This is a genomic window from Methylobacterium mesophilicum (genome assembly GCF_022179445.1).
Taxonomy (GTDB): Bacteria; Pseudomonadota; Alphaproteobacteria; order Rhizobiales; family Beijerinckiaceae; genus Methylobacterium; species Methylobacterium mesophilicum.
On sequence record NZ_BPQU01000004.1, the window covers coordinates 223,754 to 240,548 of the forward strand.

General features: G+C 69.8%; 17 protein-coding genes. 15 read left to right on the forward strand and 2 right to left on the reverse strand.

The genetic code is table 11. The annotated features are described in order from the left end of the window. The first annotated feature begins 252 nt into the window (after positions 1-252). The 3 genes from MFF40_RS07065 (at position 253) to murC (ending at position 4,078) form a co-directional block, all read left to right on the forward strand. Positions 253-1,419 (forward strand): FtsW/RodA/SpoVE family cell cycle protein, encoded by a 1,167-nt coding sequence (locus MFF40_RS07065; protein ID WP_147854205.1) that lies wholly within the window; start codon positions 253-255, stop codon positions 1,417-1,419. Continuing rightward, complete coding sequence (murG, locus tag MFF40_RS07070; protein ID WP_238260019.1) at positions 1,416-2,519, forward strand: undecaprenyldiphospho-muramoylpentapeptide beta-N-acetylglucosaminyltransferase; 1,104 nt, start codon at positions 1,416-1,418, stop codon at positions 2,517-2,519. The genes MFF40_RS07065 and murG overlap by 4 nt, the downstream gene beginning before the upstream one ends. Before the next feature lie 152 nt (positions 2,520-2,671). Continuing rightward, positions 2,672-4,078 (forward strand): UDP-N-acetylmuramate--L-alanine ligase, encoded by a 1,407-nt coding sequence (gene murC / locus MFF40_RS07075; RefSeq protein ID WP_147854203.1) that lies wholly within the window; start codon positions 2,672-2,674, stop codon positions 4,076-4,078. A 15-nt stretch (positions 4,079-4,093) separates the two neighbouring features. On the opposite strand, the gene MFF40_RS07080 is transcribed toward murC, so the two are convergent. Beyond that, a complete protein-coding gene (locus MFF40_RS07080; protein WP_238260021.1) occupies positions 4,094-4,486 on the reverse strand; it encodes a helix-turn-helix domain-containing protein in 393 nt (130 codons plus the stop codon). Between the two features lie 37 nt (positions 4,487-4,523). Between MFF40_RS07080 and MFF40_RS29050 the strand changes: the two genes are divergently transcribed. The 12 genes from MFF40_RS29050 (at position 4,524) to MFF40_RS07145 (ending at position 16,426) form a co-directional block, all read left to right on the forward strand. Next, positions 4,524-5,075, forward strand: coding sequence for an endonuclease domain-containing protein (locus MFF40_RS29050; RefSeq protein ID WP_378994562.1), 552 nt, complete (start codon positions 4,524-4,526; stop codon positions 5,073-5,075). Positions 5,076-5,124: 49 nt separating this feature from the next. After that, a complete protein-coding gene (gene murB, locus MFF40_RS07095; protein WP_147854201.1) occupies positions 5,125-6,057 on the forward strand; it encodes a UDP-N-acetylmuramate dehydrogenase in 933 nt (310 codons plus the stop codon). A gap of 30 nt (positions 6,058-6,087) precedes the next feature. Next, positions 6,088-6,321, forward strand: coding sequence for an AbrB/MazE/SpoVT family DNA-binding domain-containing protein (locus MFF40_RS07100; RefSeq protein ID WP_238260023.1), 234 nt, complete (start codon positions 6,088-6,090; stop codon positions 6,319-6,321). 28 nt (positions 6,322-6,349) lie between these two features. Next, complete coding sequence (locus MFF40_RS07105) at positions 6,350-6,664, forward strand: type II toxin-antitoxin system PemK/MazF family toxin (RefSeq protein ID WP_238260025.1); 315 nt, start codon at positions 6,350-6,352, stop codon at positions 6,662-6,664. A gap of 35 nt (positions 6,665-6,699) precedes the next feature. Further along, a complete protein-coding gene (locus MFF40_RS07110) occupies positions 6,700-7,623 on the forward strand; it encodes a D-alanine--D-alanine ligase (protein WP_238260027.1) in 924 nt (307 codons plus the stop codon). Beyond that, positions 7,590-8,546 (forward strand): cell division protein FtsQ/DivIB, encoded by a 957-nt coding sequence (locus MFF40_RS07115; RefSeq protein ID WP_238260029.1) that lies wholly within the window; start codon positions 7,590-7,592, stop codon positions 8,544-8,546. Before MFF40_RS07110 ends, MFF40_RS07115 begins: the two co-directional genes overlap by 34 nt. A 52-nt stretch (positions 8,547-8,598) precedes the next feature. After that, complete coding sequence (gene ftsA, locus MFF40_RS07120) at positions 8,599-9,921, forward strand: cell division protein FtsA (RefSeq protein ID WP_147897292.1); 1,323 nt, start codon at positions 8,599-8,601, stop codon at positions 9,919-9,921. Between the two features lie 92 nt (positions 9,922-10,013). Next, positions 10,014-11,792, forward strand: a complete 1,779-nt coding sequence (gene ftsZ / locus MFF40_RS07125) for a cell division protein FtsZ (protein ID WP_147897291.1) — start codon at positions 10,014-10,016, stop codon at positions 11,790-11,792. A gap of 439 nt (positions 11,793-12,231) precedes the next feature. Further along, entirely contained in the window at positions 12,232-13,179 is a 948-nt protein-coding gene (lpxC, locus tag MFF40_RS07130) for a UDP-3-O-acyl-N-acetylglucosamine deacetylase (protein WP_147854463.1), read from the forward strand. Positions 13,180-13,371: 192 nt separating this feature from the next. Continuing rightward, positions 13,372-14,253 (forward strand): outer membrane protein assembly factor BamD, encoded by an 882-nt coding sequence (locus MFF40_RS07135; protein ID WP_147854462.1) that lies wholly within the window; start codon positions 13,372-13,374, stop codon positions 14,251-14,253. A 180-nt stretch (positions 14,254-14,433) separates the two neighbouring features. Continuing rightward, positions 14,434-16,107: a DNA repair protein RecN gene (gene recN, locus MFF40_RS07140; RefSeq protein ID WP_238260031.1), complete on the forward strand. Its 1,674-nt coding sequence runs from the start codon at positions 14,434-14,436 to the stop codon at positions 16,105-16,107. 118 nt (positions 16,108-16,225) lie between these two features. Further along, positions 16,226-16,426: a hypothetical protein gene (locus MFF40_RS07145; RefSeq protein WP_147854460.1), complete on the forward strand. Its 201-nt coding sequence runs from the start codon at positions 16,226-16,228 to the stop codon at positions 16,424-16,426. 56 nt (positions 16,427-16,482) lie between these two features. On the opposite strand, the gene MFF40_RS07150 is transcribed toward MFF40_RS07145, so the two are convergent. After that, positions 16,483-16,728: a hypothetical protein gene (locus MFF40_RS07150; protein WP_147854459.1), complete on the reverse strand. Its 246-nt coding sequence runs from the start codon at positions 16,726-16,728 to the stop codon at positions 16,483-16,485. Positions 16,729-16,795: the final 67 nt, after the last annotated feature.

A 16,795-nucleotide genomic window follows, 5' to 3' on the forward strand; every position in this document is an offset into this window, starting at 1 on the left:
TGGCAGAGCGGGGCACGCATCGCACCGCTCTCCGATCCTGGTGGGGATACACCTCCAAGTTGCACAATGAGAATTAACATTCGATGACATCGTCGACAGTATACCTCGGACGAATACGGTAGTTCTTCCGCGCCGAGGAATCCCAGGTGCCGCCAGGGTCATCCGGCCATAAGGCTCCGTTTACCATTCCCCCACAGGATCGGCCCGACCGACGCGGACCGGCCTCCGCGCGGCCTGGAGTCGTTGCCCGGCATGATCTCACGCGCGGAACGCACACCCCTCACCGACTGGTGGTGGACGGTGGACCGCGGGCTGCTCGCGGCGCTGTTCGCGCTGATGGTGGCCGGCCTGGTCTTCCTGATGGGCGGCGGCCCACCGGTCGCCGAGCGCATCGGCCTGCCGACCTTCTACTTCCTCAACCGGCAGGCGCTCTACCTCGCGCCGACCATCCTGCTGATCTGCGCGGTGTCGTTCCTGTCCCTGCGCGGGGTCCGGCGGCTCGCGCTGGTCACCTGGATCTGCGGCGTCGCGCTCTGCCTGCTCGCCGGCAAGTTCGGCCCGGAGATCAAGGGCGCGCATCGCTGGATCCAGTTCGGACCGATCGGCTTGCAGCCGTCGGAATTCGTCAAGCCGGCCTTCGTGGTCGTGGCGGCCTGGGCGTTCTCGGAGGGCGCCCAGCGCCGCGATATGCCGGGCGGCTTCCTGGCGATGCTGCTCCTGCCGGTCACCATCGTGCCGCTGCTGCTGCAGCCGGATTTCGGCCAGACCATGCTGATCACCATGGTGTGGTGCGCCCTGTTCTTCGTCGCCGGCCTGCACCTGATCTGGGTGGCGCTGCTCGGCGTTCTGGGCCTCGGCGGCGTGTTCGCGGCCTACCTGTTCTTCCATCACGTCCGCGAGCGCTTCAACAAGTTCCTCGACCGCGATTCGGGCGGCGGCTTCCAAGACTTCTGGTCGCGGGAATCATTCCGCTCGGGCGGCTGGTTCGGCACCGGCCCGGGGGAGGGGGTGGCCAAGCGCCACCTTCCGGACGCACATACCGACTTCATCTTCTCTGTCACCGGTGAGGAATTCGGCGTGATCGTCTGCCTGTGCCTCGTCGGCCTGTTCGCCTTCATCGTGCTGCGCGGCCTCAAGCTCGCCCGGCGCACCGACGACACCTTCTCGCGGCTGGCGATCACCGGACTGACCACCCTGTTCGGACTCCAGGCCTGCATCAACATGGCGGTGAACACCCAGCTGATGCCGGCCAAGGGCATGACCCTGCCGTTCGTCTCCTTCGGCGGCTCGTCGATGATCTCGCTGGCGCTCGGCACCGGCTTCCTGGTCGCCTTGACCCGCAAACGTCCGCGCACCGTCCTGCTCAGCCAGAAGCCGCCCGGCACCGCGTCGGCCACCGTCGCCGGGGTGATGCGGTGACGGTCTTCACCCCCACGATCCTGCTCTGCGCGGGCGGCACCGGCGGCCACCTGTTCCCGGCCGAGAGCCTCGCCCATGCTCTCCGCGCCCGCGGCATCCGGGTGGCGCTCGCCACCGACGCCCGGGTCGAAGCCATCTCGGGCGAGTTCCCGGCTTCCGAGGTGATCACGATCGCCTCCGCGACGCCCTCGGGCCGCTCGCCCCTGAAGCGGGCCGGCGCCGTGCTGACGCTGGGCCGCGGCTTCGGCGTCGCCGCCAGGGAGATCCGGCGGATCAACCCGGCCGCGATCGTCGGCTTCGGCGGCTACCCGACCGTGCCGCCTGTGCTCGCCGGCCAGATCCTGCGAGTGCCGACGGTGCTGCACGAGCAGAACGCCGTGATGGGCCGAGCCAACGCCTTCCTGGCCCGGGGCGCCCGCACCATCGCCACCGGCTTCAAGGAGGTCCGGGGCGTACCCGACAAGGCGCGCGCGCCGCGCATCCATACCGGCAACCCGCTCCGCCCGGCCGTGATCGAGGCGGCCAAGATCCCGTATCCCACGTTCGGCGACGGCCTGCGGCTCCTCGTGTTCGGCGGCAGCCAGGGCGCGCGGGTCATGGGCGAGGTCGTGCCCGAGGCGATCGAGCGCCTGCCCGCCGACTTGCGCGCCCGCCTGCACCTCATTCAGCAGGTCCGGCCCGAGGACCTGACCGCGGTGCAGAACCGCTACCTCGCCCTGGGGCTCGCCGGGCTCGAGGCCGCGCCGTTCTTCAAGGACCTGCCGGCCCGCATGGCCGCGAGCCACCTCGTGGTCTCGCGCTCGGGCGCCTCGACGGTCTCGGAGCTGTCCGCGATCGGCCGGCCGTCGATCCTGGTGCCGCTGCCCGGCTCCCTCGATCAGGACCAGGCCGCCAACGCCGCGACCCTCGACGCGATCGGCGCGGCGCTGGCCCTGAAGCAGACCGCGTTCACGCCGGATCGCCTCGCGGCCGAGCTGGTCGCCTGCTTCGAGACGCCGGCAAAATTGACCGCGGCGGCCGATGCGGCCAGAAGCGCGGGCATCCACGACGCCGCCGAGCGGCTGGCCGAGGTCGTCATCCAGACTGCCAGAAGCGGTTAGCAATCGGGTTTCCAAAGGGCTCAGCCCTTTGGCGGGTCGTCAGGGCGGAGCCCTGATGCGTTGGGCAAGGCCCGACAGCAGGGCTCCGCCCTGCACCCGCAAAAGGTCCCGGACCTTTTGAAACCATGACTTTACGGAAGGTACGACGACAGATGAAGCTGCCCGACAAGCTCGGCCCCATCCACTTCATCGGCATCGGCGGCATCGGCATGTCCGGCATCGCCGAGGTGATGAGCAACCTCGGCTACACGGTCCAGGGCTCCGACGCCTCGGACAACGCCAACGTCCGCCGGCTGGCCGAGAAGGGCATCCGCACCTTCGTCGGCCATCAGGCCGAGAACGTCGACGCGGCCGCCCTGGTGGTGGTCTCGACCGCGATCCGTCGGGACAACCCGGAGCTGCAGGCCGCCCGCGAGCGTCGCCTTCCGGTAGTTCGGCGCGCCGAGATGCTGGCCGAATTGATGCGCTTCAAGTCCTGCGTCGCCATCGCGGGCACCCACGGCAAGACCACCACGACCTCGCTGGTCGCGACCCTGCTCGACGCCGGCAGCCTCGACCCGACCGTGATCAACGGCGGCATCATCAACGCCTACGGCACCAACGCCCGGATGGGTGAGGGCGACTGGATGGTGGTGGAGGCCGACGAATCCGACGGCACCTTCCTCAAGCTGCCGGCCGACGTCGCCATCGTCACCAACATCGACCCCGAGCATCTCGACCATTTCGGCTCGTTCGAGGCGGTGAAGGACGCGTTCCGGCGCTTCATCGACAACATCCCGTTCTACGGCTTCGCGGTGATGTGCACCGACCACCCGGTGGTGCAGGACATGGTCGGCCATATCGAGGACCGGCGCATCATCACGTACGGCGAAAATCCTCAGGCCGACGTGCGCCTGCTCGACGTGGACCTGAAGGGCGGCCAGAGCCGCTTCCGCGTCATGATCCGCGACCGGCGCCCGGGCTTCCGCATGGAGATGGAAGACCTGGTCCTGCCGATGCCGGGCAAGCACAACGCGCTCAACGCCACCGCAGCGCTCGCCGTCGCCAACGAGCTCGGCGTCTCGCACGACGCCATCCGCCGGGCGCTCGCCGGGTTCGGTGGCGTGAAACGCCGGTTCACCCGCACCGGCGAGTGGAACGGGGCGACGATCTTCGACGATTACGGACACCATCCGGTGGAGATCAAGGCGGTGCTCAAGGCCGCCCGCGCATCGACCGACGGCAACGTCATCGCGGTGGTGCAGCCGCACCGCTACACCCGGCTCGCGTCGCTGTTCGACGATTTCTGCACCTGCTTCAACGACGCCGACACGGTGATCGTCGCCCCGGTCTACACGGCCGGCGAGTCGCCGATCGAGGGCGCCGACCGGGACGCCCTGGTCGCGGGCCTGCGCTCCCGCGGCCACCGGGACGCCCGCCCCTTGGAGCGGCCCGAGGAACTGGCCGGCATCGTCGCCGAACTCGCCAAGCCCACCGACTACGTCGTGTGCCTCGGCGCCGGCACGATCACGCAATGGGCCTACGCGCTGCCGGGCGAACTCGCCGCGCGAGGTAAGTGAGCGGATGGGCGTCGATCAGGCTGAGTCAGGCATGAGGTCTTCGACATCGATGTCGAGTGCCCGCGCCAGCCGTTCGTAGACGGCAGGATCGGCCGTGCCCGCGCCCGTTTCCAGATCGGTGAGTTGCACCTCGGGCACCGCGCCGTCGCGCGCCAGCGCGGCGACCGTCATCCCTCGCCGGGCGCGCCAGAACGCCAGGGGGCTCGGGGCCGCGCGCAACGCATCGAGATCGGACTCATCGAGGCGTTCTTCGTCGCCGGCGTTCAGGCGGCTCTGCGACTTGTCGATGACGCAGGTGTCGAGCGTGTCGTCCGCCAGTTCGCGCAGCCGCTCGAACTCCGCCTCCGGCAGGATCACGATGGCCTCGCCGGAAGGCGTCCGGGTTCTGACGATGGTCACGGGCAGCATCCTAGCCGTAGATCGAGCCGCGCGGGGAAATGGGGAGATGCGATCGGCCAAGGCGGAACGTACCCGGTTTCGGCGCCATCTGCGCCTCGTTCAAACGGAGGCGGAGCGTCGCCTCTGGTATCGCCTGCGCGATCGACGTCTTGCCGGCTTCAAGTTCGTGCGGCAGGAATCGATCGGGCGCTACGTCGCGGATTTCTGCTGTCGCGAGGCGCGCCTGATCGTCGAGATCGATGGCAGCCAGCACGCGGACAATGTACGCGATCGCATCCGGGACGAATGGCTGGCCGCACAGGGCTACCACGTCCTCCGCTTCTGGAATCCCGAGATCGCGGACAATATTGGTGCGGTTCTGGACACCATCCTGGCCGCGCTGCCCCCCTCTCCCCGCGTGCGGGGAGAGGGCCGCGACGACCTTGTCGTCGCCGGAGCGAGGCGGCAGCCGAGGGTGAGGGGGCGGCTCCGAATGAGCCTCATCCGTTCACGCCCCCTCACCTCCGCTCCGGCTTCGCCTGCGCTTCCCGCACGGACGACAAGGTCCATGCGGGCCTCTCCCCGCGCGCGGGGAGAGGGGACCAGCGTCACCTCTTGAACTGTATGAAGACCGTAGTCCCGCCTGTGGGGAGAGGGGAGATTACCCCATGACCGCATCGCTCCACGACCGAATCCGCGCCGCCGCGCCGGCCCTGCGCGGGCGCCTGCTCGCCGACCAGCCGCTGGCCGACCTGACCTGGTTCCGCGTTGGCGGTCCGGCCGAGGTCCTGTTCACCCCGGCGGACGAGGAGGATCTCGCGCACCTCCTCGCCGCCCTGGAACCCGATGTGCCGGTCACCGTGATCGGCCTCGGCTCCAACCTGATCGTCCGCGACGGCGGCGTGCCGGGCGTGGTCATCCGGCTCGGCGGCAAGGCGTTCGGCGGTATCGCGATCGACGGCGAGACGTTGCAGGTCGGCACCGCCGTGCCGGACATGCGCCTCGCCAAGGCGGCCGCCGAGGCCGGGCTCGACGGACTCGCGTTCTACCGGGGCATTCCGGGCTCGATCGGGGGCGCCCTGCGGATGAACGCCGGCGCCCATGGCGGCGAGACCACCGACGTGCTGGTCGAGGCGCATGGCATCGACCGGACCGGGGCGCTGCGCCGCTTCAGCCACGCCGAGATGGGTTTTTCCTACCGGCATTCCGACGCGCCCGAGGACGTCATCTTCACGCGCGCGTTGTTCCGCGGAACACCCGGGGACCGCGCCGCGATCGAAGCCGAAATGGAGCGGGTCACGGCGGCCCGCGAGGCCGCACAACCGATCCGCGAGCGCACCGGCGGCTCGACCTTCGCCAACCCGGAGGGTGGCAAAGCCTGGCAGCTCGTCGACGCCGCCGGCTGCCGCGGCCTGACCCGGGGCGGCGCCCAGGTCTCGCCGATGCATTGCAACTTCCTGATCAACACCGGCGGCGCCACCGCTGCCGATATCGAGGGACTGGGCGAGGAAGTCCGGCGCCGGGTTCGGGAGACCAGCGGCGTCACGCTGCGCTGGGAGATCCGGCGGATCGGCGTGGATTCGGCGGCGGTAAGTCAGTAAGTTGTAAGTCGCGTTGAAGGGGTATCGGCCATGCCCGGCAAGTCCGCCCGCACCGCCTACTCGAAGATCTCGGTCAAGAGCCAGACCGTGCTGCCCGCAGAGGTACGCGAGCGCCTTTCTATCGGCCCGGGGGATCGTCTGCGCTACCGGATCTCACCGGACGGCGTCCGCATCGACAAGGCGCCCCCGGAGGGCGAGGATCCGTTCGTCGCCTTCATGGAATGGGGCGGCCCCATCGATGACGAAGATTATGCCGACCTCTGAGGCCGCGAGCTTTTCGGCCGGCTGCGTCGTGGTCGTGAAGTTCCCCTACTCGGACCGCGTGGCCGAGAAGCGACGCTCCGCCGTCGTCGTCTCCGGAGCCGCGGTCGCGCAGGCCGGCTACGTGCGGATTGCGATGATCACGAGCGCCCGAAACGCCGGCATGAGCGGTGACATCCCGATCAGGGATTTCGCCGCAGCGGGCCTCGGCGTCGCCTCCACGGTCCGTCCGCTGAAGATCGCCTGCATCGAACCCGGCCGCATCCTGCGCCGCATCGGCGCTCTGCCGCCGGCCACTGCGGCGGCGGTCTTCGCCGCGATCCATGACCTGGTCGGCCCAACGTGACCCGATCCTCGACCCAGACTTTCCCGGAGCCCACCATGTCCAAGCACGTCGCCGTCCTCCTGGGCGGTACCTCCGCCGAGCGCGAGGTCTCGCTTAATTCCGGCGCGGCCTGCGCCACGGCGCTCGAAGGGGAGGGGTACCGGGTCACCCGCGTCGACGTCGGGCCCGCCATCGCCTCGGTGCTCACCGAGCTGCGGCCGGACGTGGCCTTCAACGCCCTGCACGGTCCGGACGGAGAGGACGGGACAATCCAGGGGCTGCTGGAGATCCTGAAGATTCCGTACACCCATTCGGGCGTGCTCGCGTCGGCGCTGGCCATGAACAAGGAGCGGGCGAAGACGGTGCTGCACGCAGCCGGCGTGGACGTGCCGGCAGGTCGGATCGTTAACCGCTTCGAGGCCGCGAAAAACCACCCGCTGCCGCCGCCCTACGTGGTCAAGCCGATCGCTGAGGGCTCGTCCGTGGGGGTCATCATCGTCCGCGACGGCCGGTCGCACCCGCCCCAGATCCTCGCCTCGGAGGACTGGACCTTCGGCGAGCAAGTCCTTGCAGAACCTTACATAGCCGGTCGCGAACTGACCTGCGGGGTGATGGGCGACAAGGCGCTCGGGGTGATCGAGGTGAAGGCCGCCACGGGGGACTGGTACGACTACGACGCGAAGTACGCCCCGGGGGGGTCGGTCCACGTGCTGCCGGCCGAACTTAAACCAAATGTTTACCAGCGTGTCCAAGAACTGTCGTTAACGGCGCATCAAGCACTGGGCTGCCGGGGCGTCAGCCGTGCCGACCTTCGCTACGACGACACACCGGGTGGAACCGGTTTGCTCGTCGTCCTGGAGGTCAACACGCAACCCGGCATGACCCAGACGAGCCTTGTGCCGGAGATGGCGGCCCATGCGGGTCTTGGTTTCGGTGAGCTCGTCCGATGGATGGTGGAGGACGCTTCTCTGAATCGCTGAGCGGCGGTGACGCTGCCGGTCGCAGCCTTCCCGCGCGCCTCGTCGGCGCCGCGCTGGATCGGCTCACCGGACGCACTCCCGCCCGCTCCCTCTCGGTGCGCCGGTCCCGCAGGGGCCAGCTCCTGACCCAGCGCCTGCCGCGCGGCGTCGGCACCGTGGGCGTCTCCGTATCCCTCGCCACCGTGGCGCTCGCGGGCTTCGTGGCGAGCGGGCGCTACGAGTCCTTCGTCGCCGAGCAGGGTCGGCCCCTGGACATCGCCGCGCGGGTCCTCGGCTTCGGCGTCGAGCGCGTGACCATCTCGGGCATCTCCCGGATGTACGAGCGCGAGGTGCTGTCGGCAGCCGGCATCGACTGGCGCTCCTCGGTCCCGTTCCTGGACGTCGTGGCGGTGCGCGAGAAGCTGCTGGCCGTGCCGCTGATCGCCCAGGCTTCGGTCCGCAAGATCTATCCGAACGAGATCGCGATCACCCAGGTCGAGCGCGAGCCCGCCGCCCTCTGGCAGAAGAACGGCGAGATCAACGTGATCGCCGCCGACGGCACCGTGATCGACGCGATGCGGGACGACCGCTACGCCAGCCTGCCGCTCGTCGTGGGCGACGACGCCAACAACAAGCTGCCCGAATATCTCGCCCTCATCGCCGCCGCCGGTCCGCTCTCCGAGCGGATCAAGGCCGGGACCTACGTCTCGGGCCGGCGCTGGACCCTCAAGCTCGACGGCGTGGACGTGCGCCTGCCCGAGATCGACCCAGCCGCGGCGCTCGCGCGTCTCGTCCGGTTCGAGCGCGAGGCCGGCCTGCTCGAAAAGGACATCATCGCGGTGGACCTGCGCATGCCCGACCGCCTGGTGGTGCGCCTGACCGAGGAGGCCGCCGCCGCCCGCGCGGAAGCCCAGAAGGCGAAGAAGAAGGGCGCGGCCAGCTGATGCCCTTAACCTCGATCTCCGCCCGTCCCGCCTTCTGCGTCCGGTAGTGTCAATGCACAGCCAACACGGCCTCACGCCGCGCCTGAAGCCGCTCTCCGCCCGGCGCTCGACCACCCTGTCGGTGCTCGACATCGGCACCAGCAAGGTCGTCTGCCTCATCGCCGAGTTGCAGCCGGCCGAGGCGCTCTCGACCCTGCGCGGCCGGACGCACCTCGCCCGCATCATCGGCATCGGCCACCAGCGCTCGCTGGGGCTGAAGGGTGGGGCGATCGTCGATCTCGCCGCCGCCGAGGGCGCGATCCGCCAGGCGGTCCACGCCGCCGAGCGGATGGCCAAGGTCGAGGTCCAGTCGGTCATCGTCAACATGTCGGGCGGCCGGCTCGCCTCGCAGCATTTCCAGGCCCGGGTGAACACCCGCTCCGGCACCGTCACCGGCAGCGATGTCGAGCGGGTGCTGGAGACGGCGAGCGCCCACGGCGTCAGCCCCGGACGGGCCGTGCTGCACGCCCTGCCCACCGGCTACGCGCTGGACGGGCAGGGTGCCGTGATCGATCCGTCGGGCATGATCGGCGAGGCCCTCGGGGTCGACCTGCATGTCGTGACGAGCGAACTCGCCGCCGCCCGCAACGTCATGCTGGCGGTCGAGCATTGCCACCTCGGGGTCGAGGCGGTGATCGCCACGCCCTACGCCGCCGGGCTCTCGGCCCTGGTGGACGACGAGGCCGAGATGGGCGTGTGCGTCGTCGACATGGGCGGCGGCACCACCAGCGTCGGCGTGTTCTCGGGCGGCCACCTCGTCCACGTGGACGCGGTGGCGGTCGGCGGACACCACGTCACCATGGATATCGCCCGGGGGCTCTCCACCCGCATGGCCGCGGCCGAGCGGCTGAAGACCCTTTACGGCTCGGCCCTCTCCACCCCGTCCGACGATCGCGACATGATCGCCGTGCACGGGGTCGGCGAGGACGAGGGCGAGGCCCCGGCCCACATCCCGCGCTCGCAGCTGGTGCGGATCATCAAGCCGCGGGTCGAGGAGGTGGTCGAGCTGGTCCGCGACCGCCTGCGGGATGCCGGCTTCGCCGCCCAGGCCGGCCGGCGGGTGGTGCTGACGGGCGGCGCCAGCCAGCTCGTCGGCCTGCCGGAAGTCGCCCGGCGCGTCCTCCAGGGTCAGGTCCGGATCGGCCGGCCGCTGGGGATCCGCGGCCTGCCCGAGGCGGCCAAGGGACCGGCCTTCTCGGCCGCCGTCGGCCTGCTGGTCTACCCGCAGGTGGCGCACGCCGAGCACTTCGAGCCGCGGGGGCACGGCGCCTTCGCGGCCACGGGATCGGACCGGTACATCAGCCGGGTCGGGCGCTGGCTCCGAGAGAGCTTCTAGGGTTTCACCGCCGCCTTCACGGGCGGGGGATCGAAAAAATATCGGCGCCGCAGCGCCGCACGGAAAGCAGAGTAAGCGAGAGGCTCGACACCATGGCCATTACCCTCCAGGCGCCGGACATCCGGGAACTCAAGCCCCGCATCACCGTCTTCGGTGTCGGCGGCGCAGGCGGCAACGCAGTCAACAACATGATCGAATCAGGCCTGCTCGGCTGCGAGTTCGTGGTCGCCAACACCGACGCGCAGGCGCTCACCTCCTCGAAGGCGGAGCGGGTGATCCAGATGGGCCTGGGCGTCACCCAGGGCCTCGGCGCCGGCTCCCACCCGGAGGTCGGCTCGGCCGCCGCCGACGAAGTGATCGACGAGATCCGGGACCAGCTCTCGGGCGCCCACATGTGCTTCATCACCGCCGGCATGGGCGGTGGCACCGGCACCGGCGCAGCGCCGGTCATCGCCCGGACCGCCCGCGACATGGGCATCCTCACGGTCGGCGTCGTGACCAAGCCGTTCCAGTTCGAAGGCGTGCGCCGCATGCGCACCGCCGAGAGCGGCATCCAGGAGTTGCAGGCCGCGGTCGACACCCTGATCGTGATCCCGAACCAGAACCTGTTCCGGGTCGCCAACGAGAAGACCACCTTCGCCGACGCCTTCGCGATGGCCGACCAGGTGCTCTACTCCGGCGTCGCCTGCATCACCGACCTGATGGTCAAGGAAGGCCTGATCAACCTCGACTTCGCCGACGTCCGGGCGATCATGCGCGGCATGGGCAAGGCCATGATGGGCACCGGCGAGGCGTCGGGCGAGAAGCGCGCCAACCGCGCCGCCGAGGCGGCCATCGCCAACCCGCTCCTCGACGACGTCTCCATGAAGGGCGCCCGCGGCCTGCTGATCTCGATCACCGGCGGCTCGGACCTGACCCTGTACGAACTCGACGAGGCCGCCACCCGCATCCGCGAGGAGGTCGACCAGGACGCCAACATCATCCTGGGCGCCACCTTCGACGAAAGCCTCGATGGCATCATCCGGGTGTCTGTCGTGGCCACCGGCATCGAGCCGCTGCTGATCTCGGCCAACTCGCCGAACAACCCGGCGATCGCCGAGACCGAGCAGCGCATCGCTGAAGTCGCCGAGCGCCTGCGCGCCGAGGCCCGCGCCCGCGCGACCTCGCCGGTTCCGAGCATCCGCACGGACTCGATCGCCCAGGCCCCCGCGCAGCATCAGGCGCCGGCCGCCCCGCAGCCGGCCCCCGAGATGCGCGCCGAGACCCGCTTCGAGGCTCCCGCCCCGGTCGCCCGCGACGAGGTCGTCCTCGCCCCGTCCCAGCCGCGGGCCGCCGCGCCGTTCGTCCCGGCCCCCGCTCCGCAGCAGGCCGAGCCGGCGCCGCAGTTCCAGGCCGGCCCGTTCGTGCCCCCGCGTCCGGCCGCCCCCGCGGCCGCGCCGCTCGCCCGCGCCCCGCGCATGCCGCAGATCCACGAACTGCCGCCGATCGCCCAGAACCAGATCCTGGCGAATCGGGCCGCCGAGGAAGCCGCCCCGGAATCCAAGCGGACCTCGCTGCTGCGCCGTCTCGCCACCGTCGGCTTCGGCGGACGGCGGGACGACATGGAGGGCGTGCCCGCTCCCCGGGCCGCCGGCCCGGTGGCGCCGCAGCCGCACCAAGGTCAGCAGCATATGGCTCAGCCCCAGCTGGCCCAGCCCCAGCCGAACCAGCCGCACGTGCCGGCTGCCCCGCGCGCTCCGCTTCCCGCGGCGCCGCAGTACCGGCCGGCCCAGGGCGGCCTCGACGCCCAGGGACGCGTCGCACCCCAGTCCCGGATGATGGACGACGATCAGCTCGAGATCCCGGCCTTCCTCCGCCGCCAGGCGAACTGACCGCTCGGAGCGAGCGACGACGGAAAAGGGGCCGGCGGGAGACCGCCGGCCCTTCGCGCTGCAGCGAAGCAACCCTTGGTTGCGAAATGTGAGGACTGGGGTCACAGCAGGGTTAACGTTTGAGACGCTATCCCCAGCTGCGTGATGCATCCACGCCACAGAACGGCCATCGGTTAGCCACGCATTAACCAAGCTTTAAGCCTTTGTGCCATCAGGTTTTTAACCGCTCCGAACAACAAGCGTGTCTGTAACAGAGCGTAAGAATCCGTGATTTGGCTGCCCTGTGCGGTGCAGCTATAGACACTTCCAGACCAATGAGACGCGCTTCGGGACACAACCTGATAGCGCGGGCAGGGGCTTCAAGCAGCGGACGGATCGGACAGTTTCCTCACCATCCCCGGTCGGGATGGCGGACCTGATCGCGGCCGGGGGCTAATGAATGCGAACGCATAAACAGACGACCCTGAAGGGGCCGGTAACGCTCTCGGGAGTCGGGGTCCATTCCGGGAACCCGGCCGAGATTACTATCCGCCCCGCTCCGGCCAATCACGGAATCGCGTTTCTTCGGACCAGCACCACCCACGGCAACGACCGCCTGATCAAGGCGCATCACGCCCTGGTCTCCGCCACCGAACTCTGCACCGTCATCGGTGACGTCGAGACCGGTGCCGTCGCCACCATCGAGCATCTGATGTCGGCCCTCTACGGACTGGGGGTCGACAACGCCCTGGTCGAGATCGACGGGCCGGAAATGCCGATCCTCGACGGGTCCGCTCTCCAATTCGTTCAGGCCATCGACACGGCCGGGATCGCCTCCTGCGGCACCCCGCGCCGCTGGCTGAAGATCCTGCGCCACGTCCGCATCGAGACCGGCCGTGCCTTCGCCGAGCTGCGCCCGATCGACCGGGGCTTCCGCCTCGACGTGGAGATCGATTTCGACAGCCCGGTGATCGGCCGCTCGCGCAAGGCGATGGACCTGTCGCCCGCCACCTACCGCCGGGAGATCGCCGGCGCCCGCACCTTCGGGATGATGAAGGACGTGGAGCGCTACTGGAAAGCCGGCTTCGCGCTCGGTGCCTCGCTGGAGAACACCGTCGCGGTCGGCGAGACCGCGGTGGTCAATCCCGAGGGCCTGCGCTTCCCGGACGAGTTCGTCCGCCACAAGATCCTCGATGCGGTCGGCGACCTTGCGCTGGCCGGACTGCCGATCCAGGGCGCCTATCGCTCCTATTGCGGCGGCCACCGGATGAATGTCGGCGTGCTCTCCGCCCTGTTCGCGGACCGGTCCAACTACGCCATCATCGAGGCGCAGGGCTCGCGCCGCGAAGCCGTCCTGTCGGAACTCGGCGTCGGCCTCGGCATCGCCGCCTTCGCGGGCGATCTTTGACCCCTATTCTGTGACCCGCGGGACACAGCTGGCAACCGATACGGTCTGCCGCGGCCTTGCCGCTTTCGTGCCCGAATCAACCGTCAGGGTTTAACGGTCCGTGAACGACGGGCACGGCCCGGTCGGTCCGGATCCACTCACGCGATGGCACGACGGCGCGGGACGTGCGCCGGTCCCGGGAAAGAGCGCCAGATGCCTGTCACCATTCGTCATCGCCGGGCGGCTGCCTTCATGGCGCCTCTCGTGGCCGTTCTCGGCCTGGGCCTCGGCGGCTGCGACTTCGACCCGACCAACCTGTTCGCCGAGAAGTACAAGCCCGAAGTCGTTCCGGATGTCCCCGCGGACAAGCTCTACAGCGAGGGCTTGGCCAAGCTGGAGGACAGCGACTACGAGGGCGCGGTCAAGAAATTCGATAGCCTCGACAAGCAGTACCAATATTCCGAGTGGTCCCGGAAGGCGCTGCTCATGACGGCCTACGCCAACTACGAGGGCCAGAAGTACGACGACGCGATCAGCGCAGCGAAGCGGTACCTGCAGCGCCATCCGGCCAGCAAGGATGCCGCCTACGCGCAGTACCTGATGGCGATGTCGAACTACAAGCAGATCCCGGACGTGACCCGCGACCAAGACCGGTCCGAGAAGGCGCTGGTGGCCCTGCAGGAACTGGTCCAGAAGTACCCGACCTCCGAGTATTCGACGGACGCACGCTCGAAGATCCAGATCACCCGCGACCAGCTCGCCGGCAAGGAGATGGAGGTCGGCCGCTACTACCTGGAGCGGCGCAACTTCCCGGCCGCGATCAACCGGTTCCGCGACGTCGTCGCCAAGTACCAGACCACCCGCCACGCGGAAGAGGCGCTGGAGCGCCTGACCGAGGCGTACTGGGCGCTCGGCATCACCCAGGAGGCACAGAACTCCGCGGCGGTGCTGGGGCACAACTTCCCGGACAGCCCCTGGTACAAGGATGCGCACGCGCTCCTGGCCAAGGGCGGCGTCGAGCCCCGCGAGGAGAAGACCTCGTTCCTGTCCAAGATCTACCGGACCGTCACGGGCAAGACCGCCTCGGCCGAGTGATCGATCCGGCGGGTTTCGGCCTGCCGCCAGATGTCCCAAGGCCCGGAGCCGACGCTCCGGGCCTTTCTCGTCCGCGCAGACCCGCGTCACCGGAGATGCGCCGCGGCGCATTTTTGGGGTGATTCCGCGCCGCAGCGGCCTTATGTCTGCGGTCCCGTCCTCAGGAATCCCCGCCGCCGCATGCTGGCGCAGCTCGCGATCCGCGACATCGTTCTGATCGACAGGCTCGAACTGAATTTCCGGACAGGCCTCAGCGTCCTGACCGGGGAGACGGGTGCGGGCAAATCGATTCTGCTCGACGCCTTCACCCTGGCCCTCGGTGGTCGCGGCGACGGTCGACTCGTGCGCCATGGCGAGCCGCAGGGCGGCGTCACCGCGGTGTTCGACCTCCCCCTGGATCATCCGGCCCGTCGGATCGCGACCGAGGCCGAGATCGACACCGAGGGCGACCTGATCCTGCGCCGGACCCAGATGGCCGACGGCCGCACCCGCGCCTTCGTCAACGATCAGCCGGTGGGCGTGCAGGTGTTGCGGGCGATCGGCGCCGCGCTCGTGGAGATCCATGGCCAGCACGACGACCGCGCGCTGGCCGACCCGGCCTCCCACCGGGCGATCCTCGACGCCTTCGGGGGCCTGCAATCGCAACTCGTGAAGGTCGCGACGGCGGCCAAGGCCGTGCGCACGGCGCGCACGGAACTCGTCGAGCACCGAGCCCGCATCGAGGCGGCCCGCAAGGAGGCGGATTTCCTGCGCCACGCCGTGGAGGAACTCGCCACCTTGGCGCCCCAGCACGGCGAGGAGGCTCAGCTCGCCGAACGTCGCAGCGTCATGCAGCAATCGGAAAAGGTCGCCCGCGAGCTGAACGAGGCGCTGGACGCCGTCGGCGGACCGCATTCCGGCGTGCCGCACATTTCGGCCGCCCTGCGCAAGCTGGAGCGCCGGGCCGGGCAGCTCCCCGCCCTGATCGATCCCTGCGTCAACGCCCTCGACGCCGCCATGGTCGCCCTCGACGAGGCGCGGGCGGTCCTGGACGCGGCCGTCTCCGAGACCGAGTTCGACCCGCGCGACCTGGAGCGCGCGGAAGAGCGGCTGTTCGCGCTGCGCGCCGCCTCGCGGAAATACGACGTCCCGGCCGACGACCTCGCCGCCCTGGCGGAGCGCTACGCCGGCGAGGTCGCGAGCCTCGATGCCGGGGAGGCGGCCCTCGAAGGGCTCGAACAGGCCCGCGCCAAGGCTGAGTCCGCCTATGCCGAGGCGGCGGAAAAACTCAGCGCCGGCCGACGCCGGGCGGCCAAGCAGCTCGACTCGGCCGTGAAGGCCGAGCTGCCGCCGCTGAAGCTCGAGCGCGCCCGGTTCATCACCGAGATCGTCACCGACCCGGAGGCGCGCGATCCCGCCGGCATCGACCGGGTCGAGTTCTGGGCGCAAACCAACCCCGGCACGAAGCCCGGCCCGATGATGAAGGTCGCCTCCGGCGGTGAGTTGTCGCGCTTCATGCTGGCCCTGAAGGTCGTGCTCGCCGACAAGGGCTCCGCCCCGACTCTGATCTTCGACGAGATCGACACCGGGGTCGGGGGCGCGGTGGCCGACGCGATCGGCTTGCGCTTGGCCCGGCTCGCCGCCACCGTCCAGGTGGTGGCCGTGACCCACGCGCCCCAGGTCGCAGCCCGCGCGAGCACGCATTTCCTGATCGCCAAGGCCCCTGTGAAAGGCGCCGGCCGGGTCGCGACCCGAGTGGCGAGCCTGCCGGTCGCGGAGCGCCGCGAGGAGATCGCCCGGATGCTGGCCGGCGCCACGGTGACCGATGAGGCCCGGGCCGCGGCGGCCAGGCTGCTGCAAGGCGCAGATGCATGAACGCGCATCAACCTTAACCGTTTGTTGCGCGTAACGTTTCGTTAACCATTCTTGGCGAGACTGATCCCATCCCGGGACCGTGGTTCAGGAGCACGCGGTTGAAGGGCGGGAGGAAAACATGAAGCCGTCCATCGTCGCGTCCGAGGGGCGCGGGCATCCCGGTCGAGCCCTCAAGCAGGCGATCGACACGCATCAGCTCGGGCTGACGCTTCGTACGGTCTATGAGGGCAGCGTCGACACGCAGCCGATCACCGACACCCACGTCGAACTGCTCCTGCGCCTGCGCCAGAAAGAGCGGGAGCTGCGCCGGGTCGGCTGAAGCCGCGCCGCGACCGAATCCATATTCGCCCCGGCCAAGATTGCTTTCGCCCTGCGCTACCAGCGCCGCGAGCCCGGCCGCCGGCGATACTCCGCGGCCCGGATCTGCGTGAGGATCCGGTCGAGATCCACCAGAAGTTCGGCCTCCTCGCGGCGCGCCTGAGCGATCGCCTCGGCGTCGGTGCCGTAGCGCTGGCGCGCCTGCGCCAGGGTCAGCGCGCGCTCCACGGCCTCGCGGTCGGCGTGCAGGGCAAGCCATGCCGCATCGGGACCTTCCTGTGCGTCGGTCCCCTGATCATCCACGATCCGACTGCCTTCCTGGTCGCGCGGACGGCATCGCCGAGACGCCGCCACCGGGCTTGAACGCGCC

What these genes read in the sequence shown, in the direction of transcription:
- MFF40_RS07065 (WP_147854205.1), top strand. Translation starts at nt 253, where the DNA reads ATGATCTCACGCGCGGAACGCACACCCCTCACCGACTGGTGGTGGACG.
- murC (WP_147854203.1), top strand. Translation starts at nt 2,672, where the DNA reads ATGAAGCTGCCCGACAAGCTCGGCCCCATCCACTTCATCGGCATCGGC.
- MFF40_RS07080 (WP_238260021.1), bottom strand. Translation starts at nt 4,486, where the DNA reads ATGCTGCCCGTGACCATCGTCAGAACCCGGACGCCTTCCGGCGAGGCC.
- MFF40_RS29050 (WP_378994562.1), top strand. Translation starts at nt 4,524, where the DNA reads ATGCGATCGGCCAAGGCGGAACGTACCCGGTTTCGGCGCCATCTGCGC.
- murB (WP_147854201.1), top strand. Translation starts at nt 5,125, where the DNA reads ATGACCGCATCGCTCCACGACCGAATCCGCGCCGCCGCGCCGGCCCTG.
- MFF40_RS07100 (WP_238260023.1), top strand. Translation starts at nt 6,088, where the DNA reads ATGCCCGGCAAGTCCGCCCGCACCGCCTACTCGAAGATCTCGGTCAAG.
- MFF40_RS07110 (WP_238260027.1), top strand. Translation starts at nt 6,700, where the DNA reads ATGTCCAAGCACGTCGCCGTCCTCCTGGGCGGTACCTCCGCCGAGCGC.
- MFF40_RS07115 (WP_238260029.1), top strand. Translation starts at nt 7,590, where the DNA reads ATGGATGGTGGAGGACGCTTCTCTGAATCGCTGAGCGGCGGTGACGCT.
- ftsA (WP_147897292.1), top strand. Translation starts at nt 8,599, where the DNA reads ATGCACAGCCAACACGGCCTCACGCCGCGCCTGAAGCCGCTCTCCGCC.
- ftsZ (WP_147897291.1), top strand. Translation starts at nt 10,014, where the DNA reads ATGGCCATTACCCTCCAGGCGCCGGACATCCGGGAACTCAAGCCCCGC.
- lpxC (WP_147854463.1), top strand. Translation starts at nt 12,232, where the DNA reads ATGCGAACGCATAAACAGACGACCCTGAAGGGGCCGGTAACGCTCTCG.
- MFF40_RS07135 (WP_147854462.1), top strand. Translation starts at nt 13,372, where the DNA reads ATGCCTGTCACCATTCGTCATCGCCGGGCGGCTGCCTTCATGGCGCCT.
- recN (WP_238260031.1), top strand. Translation starts at nt 14,434, where the DNA reads ATGCTGGCGCAGCTCGCGATCCGCGACATCGTTCTGATCGACAGGCTC.
- MFF40_RS07145 (WP_147854460.1), top strand. Translation starts at nt 16,226, where the DNA reads ATGAAGCCGTCCATCGTCGCGTCCGAGGGGCGCGGGCATCCCGGTCGA.